General features: G+C 70.1%; 13 protein-coding genes. 9 read left to right on the forward strand and 4 right to left on the reverse strand.

Going from position 1 to position 13,889, the window contains the following annotated elements; genetic code table 11:
- Positions 1-582: 582 nt before the first annotated feature.
- On the reverse strand, positions 583-2,454 hold the full coding sequence (locus tag PPSIR1_RS30475; protein ID WP_198154650.1) for an FG-GAP repeat domain-containing protein: 1,872 nt from the start codon (positions 2,452-2,454) through the stop codon (positions 583-585).
- Positions 2,455-2,631: 177 nt separating this feature from the next.
- Here PPSIR1_RS30475 and PPSIR1_RS30480 point away from each other — a divergent pair, with 177 nt between their 5' ends.
- From PPSIR1_RS30480 to PPSIR1_RS30500, 5 genes are all read left to right on the forward strand, one after another.
- The gene (locus PPSIR1_RS30480; protein ID WP_045117075.1) at positions 2,632-3,684 is read left to right on the forward strand and encodes an LLM class flavin-dependent oxidoreductase; all 1,053 of its coding nucleotides are present in this window, start codon (positions 2,632-2,634) and stop codon (positions 3,682-3,684) included.
- A gap of 118 nt (positions 3,685-3,802) precedes the next feature.
- Positions 3,803-4,606 carry a hypothetical protein gene (locus PPSIR1_RS44310; protein WP_053335457.1) on the forward strand — a complete coding sequence of 268 codons (804 nt, stop codon included), beginning with the start codon at positions 3,803-3,805 and terminating at the stop codon, positions 4,604-4,606.
- Between the two features lie 496 nt (positions 4,607-5,102).
- A complete protein-coding gene (locus tag PPSIR1_RS30490) occupies positions 5,103-5,963 on the forward strand; it encodes an STAS domain-containing protein (protein WP_006975080.1) in 861 nt (286 codons plus the stop codon).
- A gap of 13 nt (positions 5,964-5,976) precedes the next feature.
- Positions 5,977-6,762: an alpha/beta fold hydrolase gene (locus tag PPSIR1_RS30495; protein ID WP_006975081.1), complete on the forward strand. Its 786-nt coding sequence runs from the start codon at positions 5,977-5,979 to the stop codon at positions 6,760-6,762.
- 74 nt (positions 6,763-6,836) lie between these two features.
- Positions 6,837-7,502: a hypothetical protein gene (locus tag PPSIR1_RS30500; RefSeq protein WP_157596130.1), complete on the forward strand. Its 666-nt coding sequence runs from the start codon at positions 6,837-6,839 to the stop codon at positions 7,500-7,502.
- Position 7,503: 1 nt separating this feature from the next.
- Here the strand turns inward: PPSIR1_RS30500 and PPSIR1_RS30505 are convergent, their stop codons facing one another.
- Positions 7,504-8,433 (reverse strand): LysR family transcriptional regulator, encoded by a 930-nt coding sequence (locus PPSIR1_RS30505; RefSeq protein ID WP_006975083.1) that lies wholly within the window; start codon positions 8,431-8,433, stop codon positions 7,504-7,506.
- A 75-nt stretch (positions 8,434-8,508) separates the two neighbouring features.
- Between PPSIR1_RS30505 and PPSIR1_RS30510 the strand changes: the two genes are divergently transcribed.
- On the forward strand, positions 8,509-9,090 hold the full coding sequence (locus PPSIR1_RS30510) for an SRPBCC family protein (RefSeq protein WP_006975084.1): 582 nt from the start codon (positions 8,509-8,511) through the stop codon (positions 9,088-9,090).
- Positions 9,091-9,135: 45 nt separating this feature from the next.
- Here PPSIR1_RS30510 and rlmD read toward each other — a convergent pair whose 3' ends face one another.
- Entirely contained in the window at positions 9,136-10,536 is a 1,401-nt protein-coding gene (gene rlmD, locus PPSIR1_RS30515) for a 23S rRNA (uracil(1939)-C(5))-methyltransferase RlmD (RefSeq protein ID WP_006975085.1), read from the reverse strand.
- 85 nt (positions 10,537-10,621) lie between these two features.
- Positions 10,622-11,236: a hypothetical protein gene (locus PPSIR1_RS30520; RefSeq protein ID WP_006975086.1), complete on the reverse strand. Its 615-nt coding sequence runs from the start codon at positions 11,234-11,236 to the stop codon at positions 10,622-10,624.
- A 312-nt stretch (positions 11,237-11,548) separates the two neighbouring features.
- Here PPSIR1_RS30520 and PPSIR1_RS30525 point away from each other — a divergent pair, with 312 nt between their 5' ends.
- The 3 genes from PPSIR1_RS30525 to PPSIR1_RS30535 form a co-directional block, all read left to right on the forward strand.
- On the forward strand, positions 11,549-11,869 hold the full coding sequence (locus tag PPSIR1_RS30525) for a hypothetical protein (protein ID WP_045117076.1): 321 nt from the start codon (positions 11,549-11,551) through the stop codon (positions 11,867-11,869).
- Between the two features lie 320 nt (positions 11,870-12,189).
- Positions 12,190-13,344: a pyridoxal phosphate-dependent aminotransferase gene (locus PPSIR1_RS30530; RefSeq protein WP_006975088.1), complete on the forward strand. Its 1,155-nt coding sequence runs from the start codon at positions 12,190-12,192 to the stop codon at positions 13,342-13,344.
- Positions 13,341-13,889, forward strand: a 549-nt coding sequence (locus PPSIR1_RS30535; RefSeq protein WP_006975089.1) for an FAD-dependent oxidoreductase, incomplete at its 3' end; no start/stop codon positions are given. The genes PPSIR1_RS30530 and PPSIR1_RS30535, both read left to right, overlap by 4 nt.

Genomic DNA, 13,889 nt, shown 5'->3' on the forward strand with positions numbered 1-13,889 from the left:
CGGGGACACTTCGTCGCTCCGCTCCACCTCTTTGGCTTGGTGGGCAATGAGGTTCGTGCCTTGGAGAAGGCTCGTGGTCGCCCCCGCTCGCGGGGGCGTGGATTCGTTGACAGTCCCTGAGTCGTGGACGTGGGGCAGGGAGGGCGTGGCGTCGTCCACGACGGCTAAAATCGACAGAGGGGCGGCCAGGACTCGTTTTGGCCGACCCCCTGAGTCGTGGACGTGGGGCAGGGAGGGCGTGGCGTCGTCCACGACGGCTAAAATCGACAGAGGGGCGGCCAGGACTCGTTTTGGCCGACCCTCTGAGTCGTGGACGTGGGGCAGGGAGGGCGTGGCGTCGTCCACGACTCCACGGCCTTCTCAGCGCAGCCACGCCCAGTCGACGTCGAGGACGAAGCGGTTGCCGGCCTCGTCGGCGCCGACGAGCCGGGTCCCGACGAGGCCCAGGGCCATGATCCGCCGCGGCAGCTCGACCCGGGTCAGCTCCCGCTCCTCTTCGCCATCCCTGGTTTTTACAAAAAGAGACGGGACGCGCGCTGCGTCCCGTCCCTTCGAATTCGCGCTCGCGCGCGGCAGTCGTGCTCAGTCGCGGCGGCGACGGAGCAGGCCCAGGCCGAGCAGACCCAGCAGACCCAAGACGCCGCCCTGCGCGGGGCTGTCCGAGTCCGTCGAGCAAGCGCAGCCTGCATCGCCGCCCTCGTCGGCCATGGCGTCGCCGCCGGTGTCCTCGGTCCCGACCTCGTCCGCCGCGGTGTCGCTCTCGCTCTCCTCGCTGGTGTCGGTGCCGCTCTCCGAGCCGCCCTCGGTCGTGGTCTCCTCGCCCGTGGTCTCCTCGCCCGTGGTCTCCGCGGCGCCGCCCTCGATGGTGTAGACGATGTCCTCGCCGCAGCCCTCGTTGCCGGCGCGGTCGCGGGCGCAGAAGGCGTAGGTCACCTCGGCGCCGGCCGCCTGGGCGGGGATCTGACCGACGAACAGGTCGCCGCCCAGGAACCAGGCCTCGGTGGTCTCTTCCTCGCCGCCGACGGTGATCGAGATCCACGCGGCGTCGAGCAGCGGGCCGCTGTCGTTGACGATCTCGTCGCGGACCGCGAAGCGCAGCCAGGGGCTGAAGTCCTCGGCCTGCTCGCCCTCGACGACCTCGCCGTGGGTGATCTCCGGGGCCTGCTCGTCGACGGGCTTGACCTCGGCGCCCAGGTAGACGCGCAGGGGCCCGGACTGCTCGCCCTGGGCCGTGACCCAGTCGAGGCGCCCGTCGCCGTCGAAGTCGCCGGCCTCGCCCCACAGCGTGGCGTCGTTGGTGGTCGAGAACTCGTCGGCCTGGGGGCTGCCCGAGAAGTTGCCGGTGCCGTCGTTGAACAGCACGCGCTCGACCCCGCCGCCGCCGAACAGGTTGAAGATCACCGCGTCGAAGTCGCCGTCGTTGTCGACGTCGGCGCAGGCCACCCCGTTGTCGTCGGCGCCCGAGATGTTGCCGTTGACGCGGGCGTTGGTCTCGTCGGTGAACACGCCGGTGCCGTCGTTGATCGACAGCTGCTCGCGGTAGCCCGAGGCCATGTTGTCGATCCACACGTCCAGGTCGCCGTCGTTGTCGACGTCGCAGATGCCCGGGTTGTAGTGGAAGCCGCTCGAGGGCTGGGAGGTGAAGTTGTCCGTGGCGTCGGTGAAGTTGCCGGCGCCGTCGTTGAGCCACAGCTGCGACTGCCCGCCGTGCATGTTGATCAGCACGTCGAGGTCCCAGTCTCGGTCGACGTCGAAGATGTCGACGTCGTCGGGGTCGTTGGCCACGCCCTCGGCGCCCGTGGGGATGGTGCCGCCCTCGGTGAACACGCCGGTGCCGTCGTTGAGGAAGATGCGCACGTAGGTGTCCCCGACCGAGCCCTGGCCGTAGCCGTCGGCCACGAAGATGTCGAGGTCCCAGTCGCCGTCGAGGTCCGCGAAGCGCACGCCGCCGGCAGAGCCGGGCGCGCCGCCGCCCTCGGGCAGGCGAGTCTCGGCCTCGTCGATGAAGGTGCCGTCGCCCTGGTTGATGAACAGCACGTCGGTCGCGTTTTGCGAGCCGTTGAAGCCGTCGGGGGCGTAGATGTCGGGGTAGCCGTCGCCGGTGATGTCCGCGACCGCGACCTGGCGCAGGCGACCCTCGAAGTCACCGACGGCCGCGGACGACTCGTTCGTAAAGTTCCCCTCGCCGTCGCCGAAGAAGATCAGCAGGGGCTGCTGGCCGCCCTCGGAGAAGAAGCCGAAGTAGTTGGGCTCGACGATGTCGAGGGCCCCGTCCTGGTCGAGGTCGGCGACGCGGATGTAGTTGGACCAACAACCCGCGCCACCACAGCCCGCGTCATCGACGGCGGCGGGCGTGTAGGTGAACAGCTCTGCGGCCGAGGCCGTGCCGCTCGCGGTCAGGGCCACCGCGGCCACGAGCAGGGCCGCACTCTTGGAAAGGCAATGAAGCTTCACGGGGCGAAGGATACGCAATCTCGCCGCGGCGCGGGTGTGATCGAGGGTGCGAAACATGTCGCGCGGGGTCACGGTCGAAGCTGGCTCCATCTGCTGGGTCCTGCCCGAGTGGGGCCCGAGTTTGGGAATCGCCCCGCCACCCTTGCAGGCCGGGTCGGCCGCAGTACCCTCGCCGTCGTGTCCAGTTTTGGCCCCCCCTTCCGCCTCGGCGTGCTCGATCAGTCCCCCGTCGCGGCAGGACGCAGCGCCCACGCGGCCATCGCCGAGACCCTCGCGCTCGCCCGGCAGACCGAGGCCTGGGGCTACGAGCGCTACTGGCTCGCGGAGCACCACGGCGCGGGGAGCTTCGCCGGCACCCGCCCCCTCCTGCTCGCCAGTCGCGTGGCGTCGCTCACCACGAAGATCCGCGTCGGCACCGGGGGAATCATGCTCATGCACGCCAGCGCCCTCGCGGTCGCCGAGCAGATCCGGACCCTCGAGGCCCTGTTCCCCGGGCGCATCGACCTGGGCATCGGCCGCGCCCCTGGAGGCAGCGGGCACACCTCGGTCGCCCTGAGCCCCAACGGGGCGCCCCCCGATCTGGACCAGGATCTCTTCGCGCGCAAGCTCGAGGATCTCGGCGACTTGCTCCACGGGGCAGCCTCGGGCCCCGAGGGCTTCCCTCCAGCGCACCCCCACGCCGGCGTGTTCGCCCAACCTCTGTCCAAGCTCGAACCCGGCGCCACCCAACCCTGGTTGCTCGGCTCGGGCAGCAAGAGCGCCGCCCTCGCGGCCCGCCTGGGCTGGGGCTTTTGCTTCGCCGCCTTCCTCGGAGGCGCGACCGGAATGAGCGTCGTCGACGAGTACCGCGAGCACTTTCGGCCCTCGCCGTGGCTCGAGAAGCCGCGGGTGTCCGTGGCCGCCTACGTCGTCGCCGCGGACACCGACGACGAGGCCGAGGCCCTGCTCAGCTCCACCGAGCTGTGGTTTCTGCGCACCCGCCAAGGCCGGCGCGAGCCCTTCCCGAGCGTCGAGGAGGCCCTGGCCCACCCGTGGACCCCGGCCGAGATCCGGCTCCGCGACGCGACCCGAGCCCTGCGCATCCGAGGGGGCCCCGAGCGCGTCCGCAAGGGCCTGAGCCGCCTCGCCTCGCGCTACGAGACCGACGAGCTGGTGATCAACTGCATCACCCACGACCCCGCCGCGCGCCTGCGCAGCTACGAGATTGTCTCGGAGCTGAACCAAGGCTGAATCAGGGCCAAATCGGGGCTGAATCAGGCTCCAGCAGCGCAAGCAGCGCTGTTCCCATCCTTCGGGACCCGCCGGTGGTCGTGTTAGCATGGCCCAAATCCTTGTTTTGGACGCCCCGATGACTCTCGCCCGTCGATTCCTGCCCTGCCTCACCCTCGCGCTTCCCCTCGTCGTGGCCTGCAACAACGACGGCGGCGGAGACGACGGGCAGAACTTCACCACCAACATGTCGACCACCTCGACCACCATGGGCGACAGCGACACCATGGGCGACGAGGTCGGCTCCGAGTCCGGTGACACCATGGGCTCCGAGAGCACGACAGCCGATGACACGACGGCCGATGACACGACGGCCGATGACACGACGGCCGATGACACGACGGCCGATGACACGACGGCCGATGACACGACGGCCGACGACACCACCGGCGGCGGCGAGTGTGCCACCGACGAGTCCCTCGTCGGTCAGAGCTGCGGGCAGGACGCGGGCAACTACGGCGCCGTGGCCAACGGCGAGAGCATCGCCGACATGCCGATCGGGACCATCTACCAGACCGACAACGGCCTCGGCAGCGGCTACGAAGACTGGTACCGCTTCGAGTTCCCCGTCGACCCCGGCATGGCCCGCCCCTTCGCCGGCACCGCGACCATCCAGTTCGCCCAGAACGACAACGACGACTACCGCTTCGAGATTTACCGAGACTGCGGCGCCCAGGCCTACGGCCAGGGCCTCGCCTCGGACTTCGGCTCCAACGCCCCGCCGCTGACCGAGTGGAGCTTCAACGACCTCGACCCGGGGCCGGAGGAGCAGCTGGACTACCTCGAGATGGTGCCCTGGCCGACGACGGTGACGGTGCGGGTGTTCCGGTTCCAAAACGACGAGAGCTGCGGCAGCTACCAGCTCGAAGTCGTCCGGGACTAGCCGTTATGCCCCCACGAGCGCTCCGGACCCGGGGCGCTTCGTCGCTGTCCGCTCCTCCGCGTTGGCTTGGTGGGCAATGGGGTTCGTGCCTTCGAGTTGGCCTGTGGTCGCCCCCGCTAGCGGGGGCGTTTGCTGTCATGCCCCCCACACGCGCCTCGGACCGGGGCGCTTCGTCGCTGTCCGCTCCTCCGCTTTGGCTTGGTGGGCAATGGGGTTCGTACCTTCGAGTTGGCCTGTGGTCGCCCCCGCTAGCGGGGGCGTCAGCTGGCGGGGATGAGAGCCCTTCGTTGTGATGAGGGGGAGACTGGTCGGTCGTGGGAGGGCGGGGTGCGGGGCTCATCTCGGGGGCGCCAGGCCGGACGTATGGTGACTGGGTGTCGGTGCTCGAAGTTGCGCTGATTGGGGCTTGGATGTGGGGTACGGCTGGGGTTGGTGGGGTTGATCGGGCTGGCCGAAGGGCCGACCCTGGCGACGCGTGAATGAGCGAGGGGGCAGGTTGATCGACGCGCTATTCGCACGGCTCGGGGTCACGGCAGAGTCCGTCGAGGAGGCTCGGATCGCGCTGGCTCGGCAGATGCGGCTCGAGGGGGATGACTTCATCGACGCGGCCGCTCGGGCGACGATGGAGCTGCCGGGCTACGAGCGCCTCGACATCGAGGCGGTGCGGCCGAACACGGCGCGGAGCATGGGCAAGGTGCTCGAGGCCCTCGAGAGCAAGGATCTGAACCTGTTCGGCGCTCTGGTCGAGTCCGTCGCCTACGATCGCGCGCGCCAGGGCCTGCCGGCGTCTTCGCTGTTTCGCCTGGCCAACATCACCGAGGACATGCTCAACGAGCTGGCCATGCGCTGCCTCGAGGGGCCCCGCGCGCTCTTGTCTGCGGCGGCGGTCAACCGCCGGATCACCGACGGTGCCCGCGACGTGATCATCGACGGCTTCGCCCGCGCGCACATGCAGCTGCGCGACGAGGTCCAGCACCTGGCGAGCCAGTTCTCCGCGCCGCTGCTGCCGGTGCTGCCCGGCGTGCTCGTGCTGCCGATCGTCGGCGCCGTCTCGCCGCAGCGCGCCGAGCAGATCCTCGACACCGTGCTCGAGGGCATCGGCCCCCACGCAGCGGATACGGTCATCCTCGACATCACGGGCATCAGCGACGTCGACGAGACCCTGCCCGAGCACCTCGAGCGAACGGCACGGGCCGCCCGCATGCTCGGAGCGCGCGTCGTGCTCGTGGGCGTCAACGCGCAGGTCGCCCAATTGCTGGCCACGCGGGGTGAACAGCTCGCCCAGGTGGGCGTCTACCAGACCCTCGCGTCGGCGCTGCTCGCCCTGGCCCAGCGACGCGCTCGTCGACGCGGCTGATACCATCGCGGCGATGGGCATCACGACGAAGAGGATCGAGCTCGAACACGGGATCGCGCTGCACCTGCGCGAAATGGGCGAGGGCAAGCCGACGCTGCTCGTACACGGCTGGGGCGTGCCTGGCACGGTCTGGGACCCGGTCCTGGCCCGCTGGACCGAGGCCGCTGGGCGCGTGCTCGCGCCCGACCTGCGCGGCACCGGATGGAGCGCCAAGCCGCGCGAGGGCTACACCCTCGAGGACGACGTCCGCGACGTCGTCGCGCTCATCGACGAGCTCGAGCTGAGCGACCTGGCCCTCGTCGGTCACTCCAAGGGCGGGGCCATCGCCCAAGCCGTCGCGCTCGAGCGGCCCAAGGCCCTGCGCAAGCTCGTCCTCGTGTCCCCCGTGCCCGCCTCCGGCGTGGCCCTCGACGAGCCGACCATCGCCTACTTCGAGTCCATGTGTGGCCACCGCGAGGGCGCGTCCACGCTGATCGGAGCCATGCTCGCCATGACCCCCGAGCCCGCGCTGCTCGAGGCCCTCGTCGCGTCCATGGCCTCGGTCTGCATCGAGTCGCTGCTCGGGGGCTTCGCCGCGTGGCGCAACGCCAACTTTGGCGATCGCATCGGCGCCATCGAGACGCCCACGACGGTGCTCAGCGGCGCCGCCGAGCAGGTGCTCTCGCCCGAGCTCATGCGGACCATGGTCGTCGAGAAGATCCCCGGCGCGACCCTGGAGCTGATCCCCGGCGCGGGGCACTACCCGCAGATCGAGTGCCCCGACCCCTTCACGGCCATGCTCCTGGCCGCGATCGGCTGAGCGCCGAGCGAGCGCTGCGCGGCGGCCCTCGATGGGGCCAAACATTGAGCATGCGTCGCGCTCGCGTTGTCCTCGTGCTTCCTCTGCTCACCGCTTGCCCCGAGCCCTCAGCGCCCGCCGAAGGTGACGGGTCCGATGAGTCGGACTCCGAGTCTGGGGAGTCTGAGTCCGAGTCGAGCACGGAGATGGACTCGACCTCCGAGACAGACTCGACCTCCGAGGCAGACTCGACCGCCGAGACGGGCTCCGAACAAATCTGCGAGTGCATCGAGATCCAGGGCGACGACGCCGAGTTCTTCGAGGATCCCCTGCTCCCGACCTGCCCCGCGGACAGCTGCCCGCCGATCCAGGTGAGCTCGGTCTACGGCGGCGCGACGGATACGGGCGGCGACGAGGGCTTCGTGCTCACCAACCCCGACGCCCTCGTCTGCGCCCTCGAGGCCCTGCGCGATCGCAGCCCCAAGCTGCTCCAGTGGGACGAGGACATCGACTTCGGCTTCTCCTACGACAGAGGCTACGTGTTCATCCGCGAGGACGGCTCGGCGATCCACCGGCGCTGGGACAGGGAGGACCTCGGCGGCGAGGTCTACGACGCGCAGCTCGGCGAGCTCCACGAGCCCGAGCACTTCCAAGCTTGCCTCGACGACCCCGACGACGCGGCCCGCTTCGACTGCGCCCGCCACCCCCTCGCCAACTCGACGCAGGTGTGCGACGAGGGCTGGTGGACGTCGTCGATCTGACTCAAGCTGGCTCCCCCTCCGGCACGGGCCCGGTCAACGCCGGCACGTTGCGGACCAGGTGCTCGACGAAGGCTCGGGTCGCCGCGCTCTTGCTGCGGGCCACGGGATAGACCGCCCAAAAGGTCGCCGGCCACGGCAGCGCCCCGGGCAAGACCTCGACCAGCGCACCGGACTCGAGCTGGCGCCAGCAGGTCATCTCGACCATGGGCGCGATGCCGAAGCCGTCGAGGGCGGCCTTGCGCGCGGTCTCCTGGCTGTTGCTGCGCACCCGGTTGCGGAAGTCGACGCTCACCGGGCCGTCGGGGCCCATGAGCGAGGAGAAGGCGTTGGGCACCCAGGTGTCCATGGCCACGCAGTCGTGCTCGGCGAGCTCCTCGGGGCGGGTCGGGGTCCCGCGGCGCTCGAGGTAGCGCGGGCTGGCGACGAGCACGAAGCGCGAGTCGACGAGGCGCCGCGCCGTGAGGGCCGTCGAGTCGGGGGGTGAGCCGCCGCGCAGGGCCACGTCGACGCCCGCCTCGATCAGGTCGACGTACTCGAGGGTGTGGATGATCTCGAGCTCGACCTCGGGGTGGTCGCGGACGAAGCCCGAGATCATCGCCCAGATCACGCCGCCGTCGTCGGGGGGCGCCGTCACCCGCAGCAAGCCCTTGGGCGTGTCGAGGTACTCCTGCACGGCTCGGGCCGCGTCGAGGACGTCGTGGGCGATGTGGGCGGTGCGTTCGTAGTAGACCCGGCCCGCGTCGGTCAGCCCGACGCTGCGGGTCGTGCGGTGCAAGAGCTTGAAGCCCAGCGCGGCCTCGAGCCGGGCGACGCGGCGGCTGACCGCCGACGCGGGCAAGCCCACGACCTTCCCGGCCCGGGTGAAGCTGGACTGGCGGACGACCTCCGTGAACACGACGACGTCGTTGAGGATGGCGAGCTGGGGATCCATTGATATCAATTTGGCAAGAGAGTTATCTTGAAATGACTTCTAATACTCTCGAGACATCAATGATACACAATCTTCGTGACCCGCCGCCAGCCGCTCCGCTCCGCCCTCTCCGCTCTCGTCCTGGCCTCCGCGCTGCTCTGTGCGTCCGCGTGCGCCTCGACCGCTCCCGCCGAAGCCGGTGAGGCCATCACCCTCGACAGCCCCGCCGTCGCCCTCGAGGGCACCCGCTACCTCGAGGTCCGCGTCGGCGCGACCCTCGACGCCCCGCCCGAGGCCGTGTGGGCCGTGCTCACCGACGGCTCGCGCTACACCGAATGGAACTCGACGCTGATCACCTTCGAGGGCACCGTCGCCGAGGGCGAGACCGTCCGCCTCGTCGCCAAGACCGACCCCGACCGCAGCTTCGAGCTCGCCGTCAGCGAGGTCCGCGAGCACGCGGGCATGGTCTGGTCTGACGGGGGCCGGGCCTTCCGCGGCGAGCGGACCTTCACCCTCGAGCCCGTCGGCGACGGCCAGACCGCGTTCACCATGAAGGAGGTGTTCACGGGCTCGATGATGGGGATGATCGCGCCCAAGCTGCCGGACTTCCGCCCCGCCTTCGACGACTTCGCCCGGGACCTCGGGGCCGAGGCCGCCCGCGTGGCCGCGGCGCAGTGAAGCGCACGTTCCTGGTTCGGGACGTCTGCGGGGGCAAAGCAGCGCTCAGTCCCGCTCGAACAGGGCGATGGACTCGACGTGGGCGGTGTGCGGGAACATGTCCATGACCCCCGCTGCGCTCAGCCGATAGCCGTGGGTCCCGACCAGCACCGCCGCGTCGCGGGCGAGGGTCTCGGGGCTGCACGCGACGTAGACCAGCCGGGGCTTGCCGGCCCAGGCGATGCGGTCGATGTGCTCGACGATCGCCAGGGCTCCCGAGCGCGGCGGATCGAGGAGCACGCGGTCGACGGGCTGGCCCCCGAGCCACTCGAGCTCGCCGACTTGGGTGTAGAGGTCGCGGACCTCGAAGCGCGCGTTGCTCAGGCCGTTGCGCTCGGCGTTGGCGGCCGCCCGCGCGACCAGGCCGGCGTCCCCCTCGACGCCGAACACCGCGCCTGCGCGCCGGGCCAGGGCCAGGCTGAAATTGCCCAGGCCGCAGAAGAGATCGAGCACGCGGTGCTCGGGCTCGAGGGCGAGCAGCTCGACGGCCCGGGCGATCATCGAGCGGTTGATGGCCGCGTTGACCTGCACGAAGTCCGTGGGCCGAAAGCGCAGGTCGAGCTCGAACTCGGGCAGGGCGTAGCTGAGCTCCCGCGCGTCTTCAAAGCCCTCGCCCTCGGTCTGGCCGCGCTCGTCGGCGAACAGGGCGACGGTGTCCAGGCCCTTGGACTGCAGGAACACGCGCAGGCCCTCGGCCGCGGCGAAGGCCCGCAAGCGCTCGCGGTCCTCGTCCGTGGGCGGCTCGAGCACCCGAAAGACCAGGGCCGTGACCGCGCCATCGGTGTCATCGGCGACGGAGACCTCGACCTGGGGGATCTTCGTCGCCAGGCTCAGGCCCGCGATCAGCTCCGAGAGCTTGGGGATCAGCGCGCCGCCGTGGCGACCAGCCAGCACCTCACAGCCCTCGAGGTTGGCGATGAAGCGCTTGTCCTGCTCCCGAAAGCCGACCACGACCTTGTCCTTGCCCGCCACCCACTTGGCCCCGAGCCGCGCCCGCCGGCGGTAGGCCCAGGGCTCGGCGCGCAGGGGCTCGAGCCAGCGCTCGGGGGCGAGGCCGTGACCCTCGAAGTCGCTCGCTAGCCAGCGCTGCTTGAGCGCCACCTGCTCGTCGGGGTCGAGGTGCATCAGCGAGCAGCCCCCGCACACGCCGTAGTGAGCGCAGCGCGGCTCGACCCGCAGCGGCGAGGACTCCAGCACCTCGAGCACGCCCGCGACGTCCGAGGGCCCCTCTCGATCTCGGCGCTGGAAGTGGACCCGCTCCCCGGGCAAGGTCGCGTGCACGAAGGCCTGGCGCGGCCGCCCGTCCTCGCCGGCGGGGACGACCCCCCTGCCCTTGCGATCGAGCGTTTCGATGACCGCCGTCTCCGGCTCCCAGCTGCGCTTGCGTCGACGACCCCTGCGGCCCATGAGAGCGCGGGTGTACCACCGCCCGAACCAAAAAACGAACAGGCACGGCGCGGTGCGCTGTACCTGTTCGTTTCTGGAGTCGGACCTAGAGGTCGCCGAAGTCGGAGCCGACGGGCTTGGTCGGCTTGGGCTTGGTCGTCTTGGGCTTGGTCCGCCGCGGACGCGGCTTCTTCTTGGCCTTGGCGGCCTCCTCGGCGGCGGCCTTCTCCGCGGCGGCCTTCTCTGCCGCGGCCTTCTCCGCGGCGGCCTTCTCTGCCGCGGCCTTCTCTGCCGCGGCCTTCTCTGCCGCGGCCTTTTCTGCTGCGGCCTTGTCCGCGGCGGCCTTCTCCGCGCGCGCCTCGTCGAGCTGCGCGGTGGCGACGGCCAGACCCTCAGCCTGGTGGTCCCCCGCGGCGGCCCCAGCGGGCTGGAAGGCGAACATCGCCGCGATGGCGACGGCCGAGAGGGCCGCGGTCACGATGCCGACGATGGCGACGGTGTTGCTGCCCTGGGGCGGGGTCTCGGCGCGGGCCTCGGCCTTCGCCGCGGCCTGAATCGCCAGACCCTCGGTCGAGGTGATGCGCGCGTTGTGGGCAGGCTCTTGTTGCTCCGGGACGAGCGAGACGGCGTTGTCCTCGGGGGGGGCCATGGCCAGCTCGTTCACGAGCTGCCCGAGAAGGTCGTCGAACTCGGCTTCAGTTTCTTTGGCAGGCGAGGGCATGGGTCACTCCAACGGCGAGGGCTACACATTCGATCTAGCTGGGGACCCAGGAGCGTCGACAACTCTTTGACATGGCAATTTCGTCGTGCATTTCCGAGGCGGGTGGCTATGACCCTAGCCAGCAGCAATGCGAGCCCCGCGGCCCCGCGGCCCCAGCCGTCGATCCCGCATAGCCAGCATTCCCGACAGCGAGGCGCGCTCTTGCGGCGCCTCCCTGGCATCCGCCCCCCGAGCGGGTAGGCCTCGGCTGCTCGAAAAAAATTCCGCGCCCCCCTTGACCCGAGCCATCGCCGACCGAACTTGGGGGTCGTCATGAGCCAAGCCGGAGCCTACCGTCCCCGCCGCCGTCCCGTCATCGGAGGCAAGCGAAGCAAGCCCCGTTTCTCGGGCAAGCTGGGGCTCCTCGCCATCTTCATCGTCCCCTTGCTGCTCGTCCTGCACGCGCCCTTGCTCGCCGCCTTCGTCCCCGGAGCGCTGCTGACCATGGCCGGCATCGACGCCCTCGAACAGCGAGGAGAGCAGCACCAGCAGGCCCTCGCGGCCGGTCAGGTCGTCCAGGTCGGCGACCTCGATGACCTCCGCCGCATGGAACACGCCGAAGCGATCGTCGCCACGAGCCGGCGCGTGTCCTGAACCAACGACTTCACTGCGTCCTTCATCGTCCATCGTCCGTCCCCATCGAGCCCGTGGAGCACCCGCTTCACGGGCTCGACCTTTTGGTCGAGCGCAGGCTCGCCCTCGCGTCTGCGTAGGGAGTTCACAAATTGGCCTCGCGAACCCATTTCACGGCGTTCTGAGCACGCGGCGGCCTCGCCGGGCCCGGCGCGAGGCGCTCACGGCCGCGATCTCCAGGCTCTCCAAGCCCCCCCCTGCGTACCGTGGCGAACGCTTTTGATGGCGCTCACTGGCGAGCGCGGGTGCGCTGGTTCAGTGACGCGCTGCAAAGTGCTTTCATGACGCCGCCCAAGGTGTCGACGACCGACATGTTCAGCCCGATGCAAGACCGCGCGACCCCCCCCGCGGGAGTGAAGCTCCCCCTCAACCTCGGCCTCAACGACGGCACCTACGCGCCGCAGCGCTGCTTCGAGGTGTTCAAGCGCTACACCCAGCGCACGGACCTGCGCAACTACTCGTCCCCCAACAACGATCCGCTCCGCGAAGTCATCGCGCGGATCGACGGCGTCGACCCCGACAACATCTTCCTGCACAACGGGACCGGGCCGATCCTCAAGCTCGCCATCCCCTACCTGCTCAAGCAGCGCGTGCTCGCCTCGCCCAAGCGGATCCTCCGGCACGCGGTCAGCCGCGCCGGCTTCCCGATCATCACCCCGCGCTTCACCTACTCCAAGGTGCCCAAGAAGGCGGCCGAGGGCGGCATGCACGTGGACATGCTGCCCCTCGACCCCGGCGACAATTTCCAGCTCGACGTCAGCCGCATCGAGCGTCGGCTCGAGCGCGGCGACGGCCTCGTCTACATCGTCAACCCCAACAACCCCACGGGCAACATCCTCGCCACCCGCGAGAAGATGATCCCGCTGATCGAGCGCTTCCCCGAGTCGCGCTTTTGGATCGACGAGGCCTACGTCCACTACGTCGACCCGGGCGAGCACGAGTACTTCTCCAACCTCGTCCCGCGCTACCCCAACCTGATGGTCTCGCGGACCTTCAGCTTCGCCTACGGCCTGGCCGCGGTGCGCATCGGCTACCTCCTGGCCAAGCCCAGCTTCGTCGCCGATCTCGAGAGGCAGGTGACCAACTACCGCCTGGGCATCCTCCAAGAGCAGCTCGGCGTGGCCGCCCTCGAGGACCCGGACCACCTGCCCTTCGTGCGCGAGGCGACGGCCAAGGCCCGCGCGCAGCTCTACGCCGGCCTCGACCCCCTCCACGGCGTGCAGACCTTCCCCTCTCAGGCGAACTTCATCCTGTGTCGGTTCACCGACGGGCGCCGGGGCTCGGAGCTCAAGGCCCAGATGGCCCGGCGGCAGATCGCCATCAAGTGCTTCGACCCGGCCAACGGCCAAAACTACGACCCCTACTTCCGCCTGACCGTCGGGCTCCCGGAAGAGAACGCCTTCTTGCTCGAGAACCTCGCCGAGGTGATCGGGTGAGCGACGCGCGGCTGTCCACCCTCGACCGCGCCGCGACCCTCGAGGCCATGGGGCGCGAGCACTTCGATCTCGTCGTCATCGGCGGCGGGATCACGGGCGCAGGCATCGCCCGCGAAGGCTCGCGCCGCGGCCTCAAGATCGCGCTGATCGAGGCCGCCGACTTCGCCTCGGGCACCTCCAGCCGCTCGTCCAAGCTGATCCACGGCGGCCTGCGCTACCTCGAGCGCGGCGAGATCAACCTGGTCCGCAAGACCGCCCTCGAGCGCAAGGAGATCTATCGCCTGGCCCCGCACCTGTCCGAGCCACGCTGGATGGTGATGCCGATGACCGGGCGGACCATGCTCTACAGCCTGCGCCTGGCCGTGACCACCTACGAGCGCCTCGGCGCCGTGGAGCGCAAGGACGGGCACCGGGCGTGGAGCGGCTCGACGCTATCCGAGGAGGAGCCGGTCCTCGACCGCAAGGCCTTCCCCCACGCCCTCGCCTACCGCGAGTACCTCACCGACGACGCGCGCCTGGTCCTCGCCAACCTGCGCGCGGCCACG

The organism is Plesiocystis pacifica SIR-1, assembly GCF_000170895.1.
In the GTDB taxonomy this organism is placed as follows: Bacteria; Myxococcota_A; Polyangia; order Nannocystales; family Nannocystaceae; genus Plesiocystis; species Plesiocystis pacifica.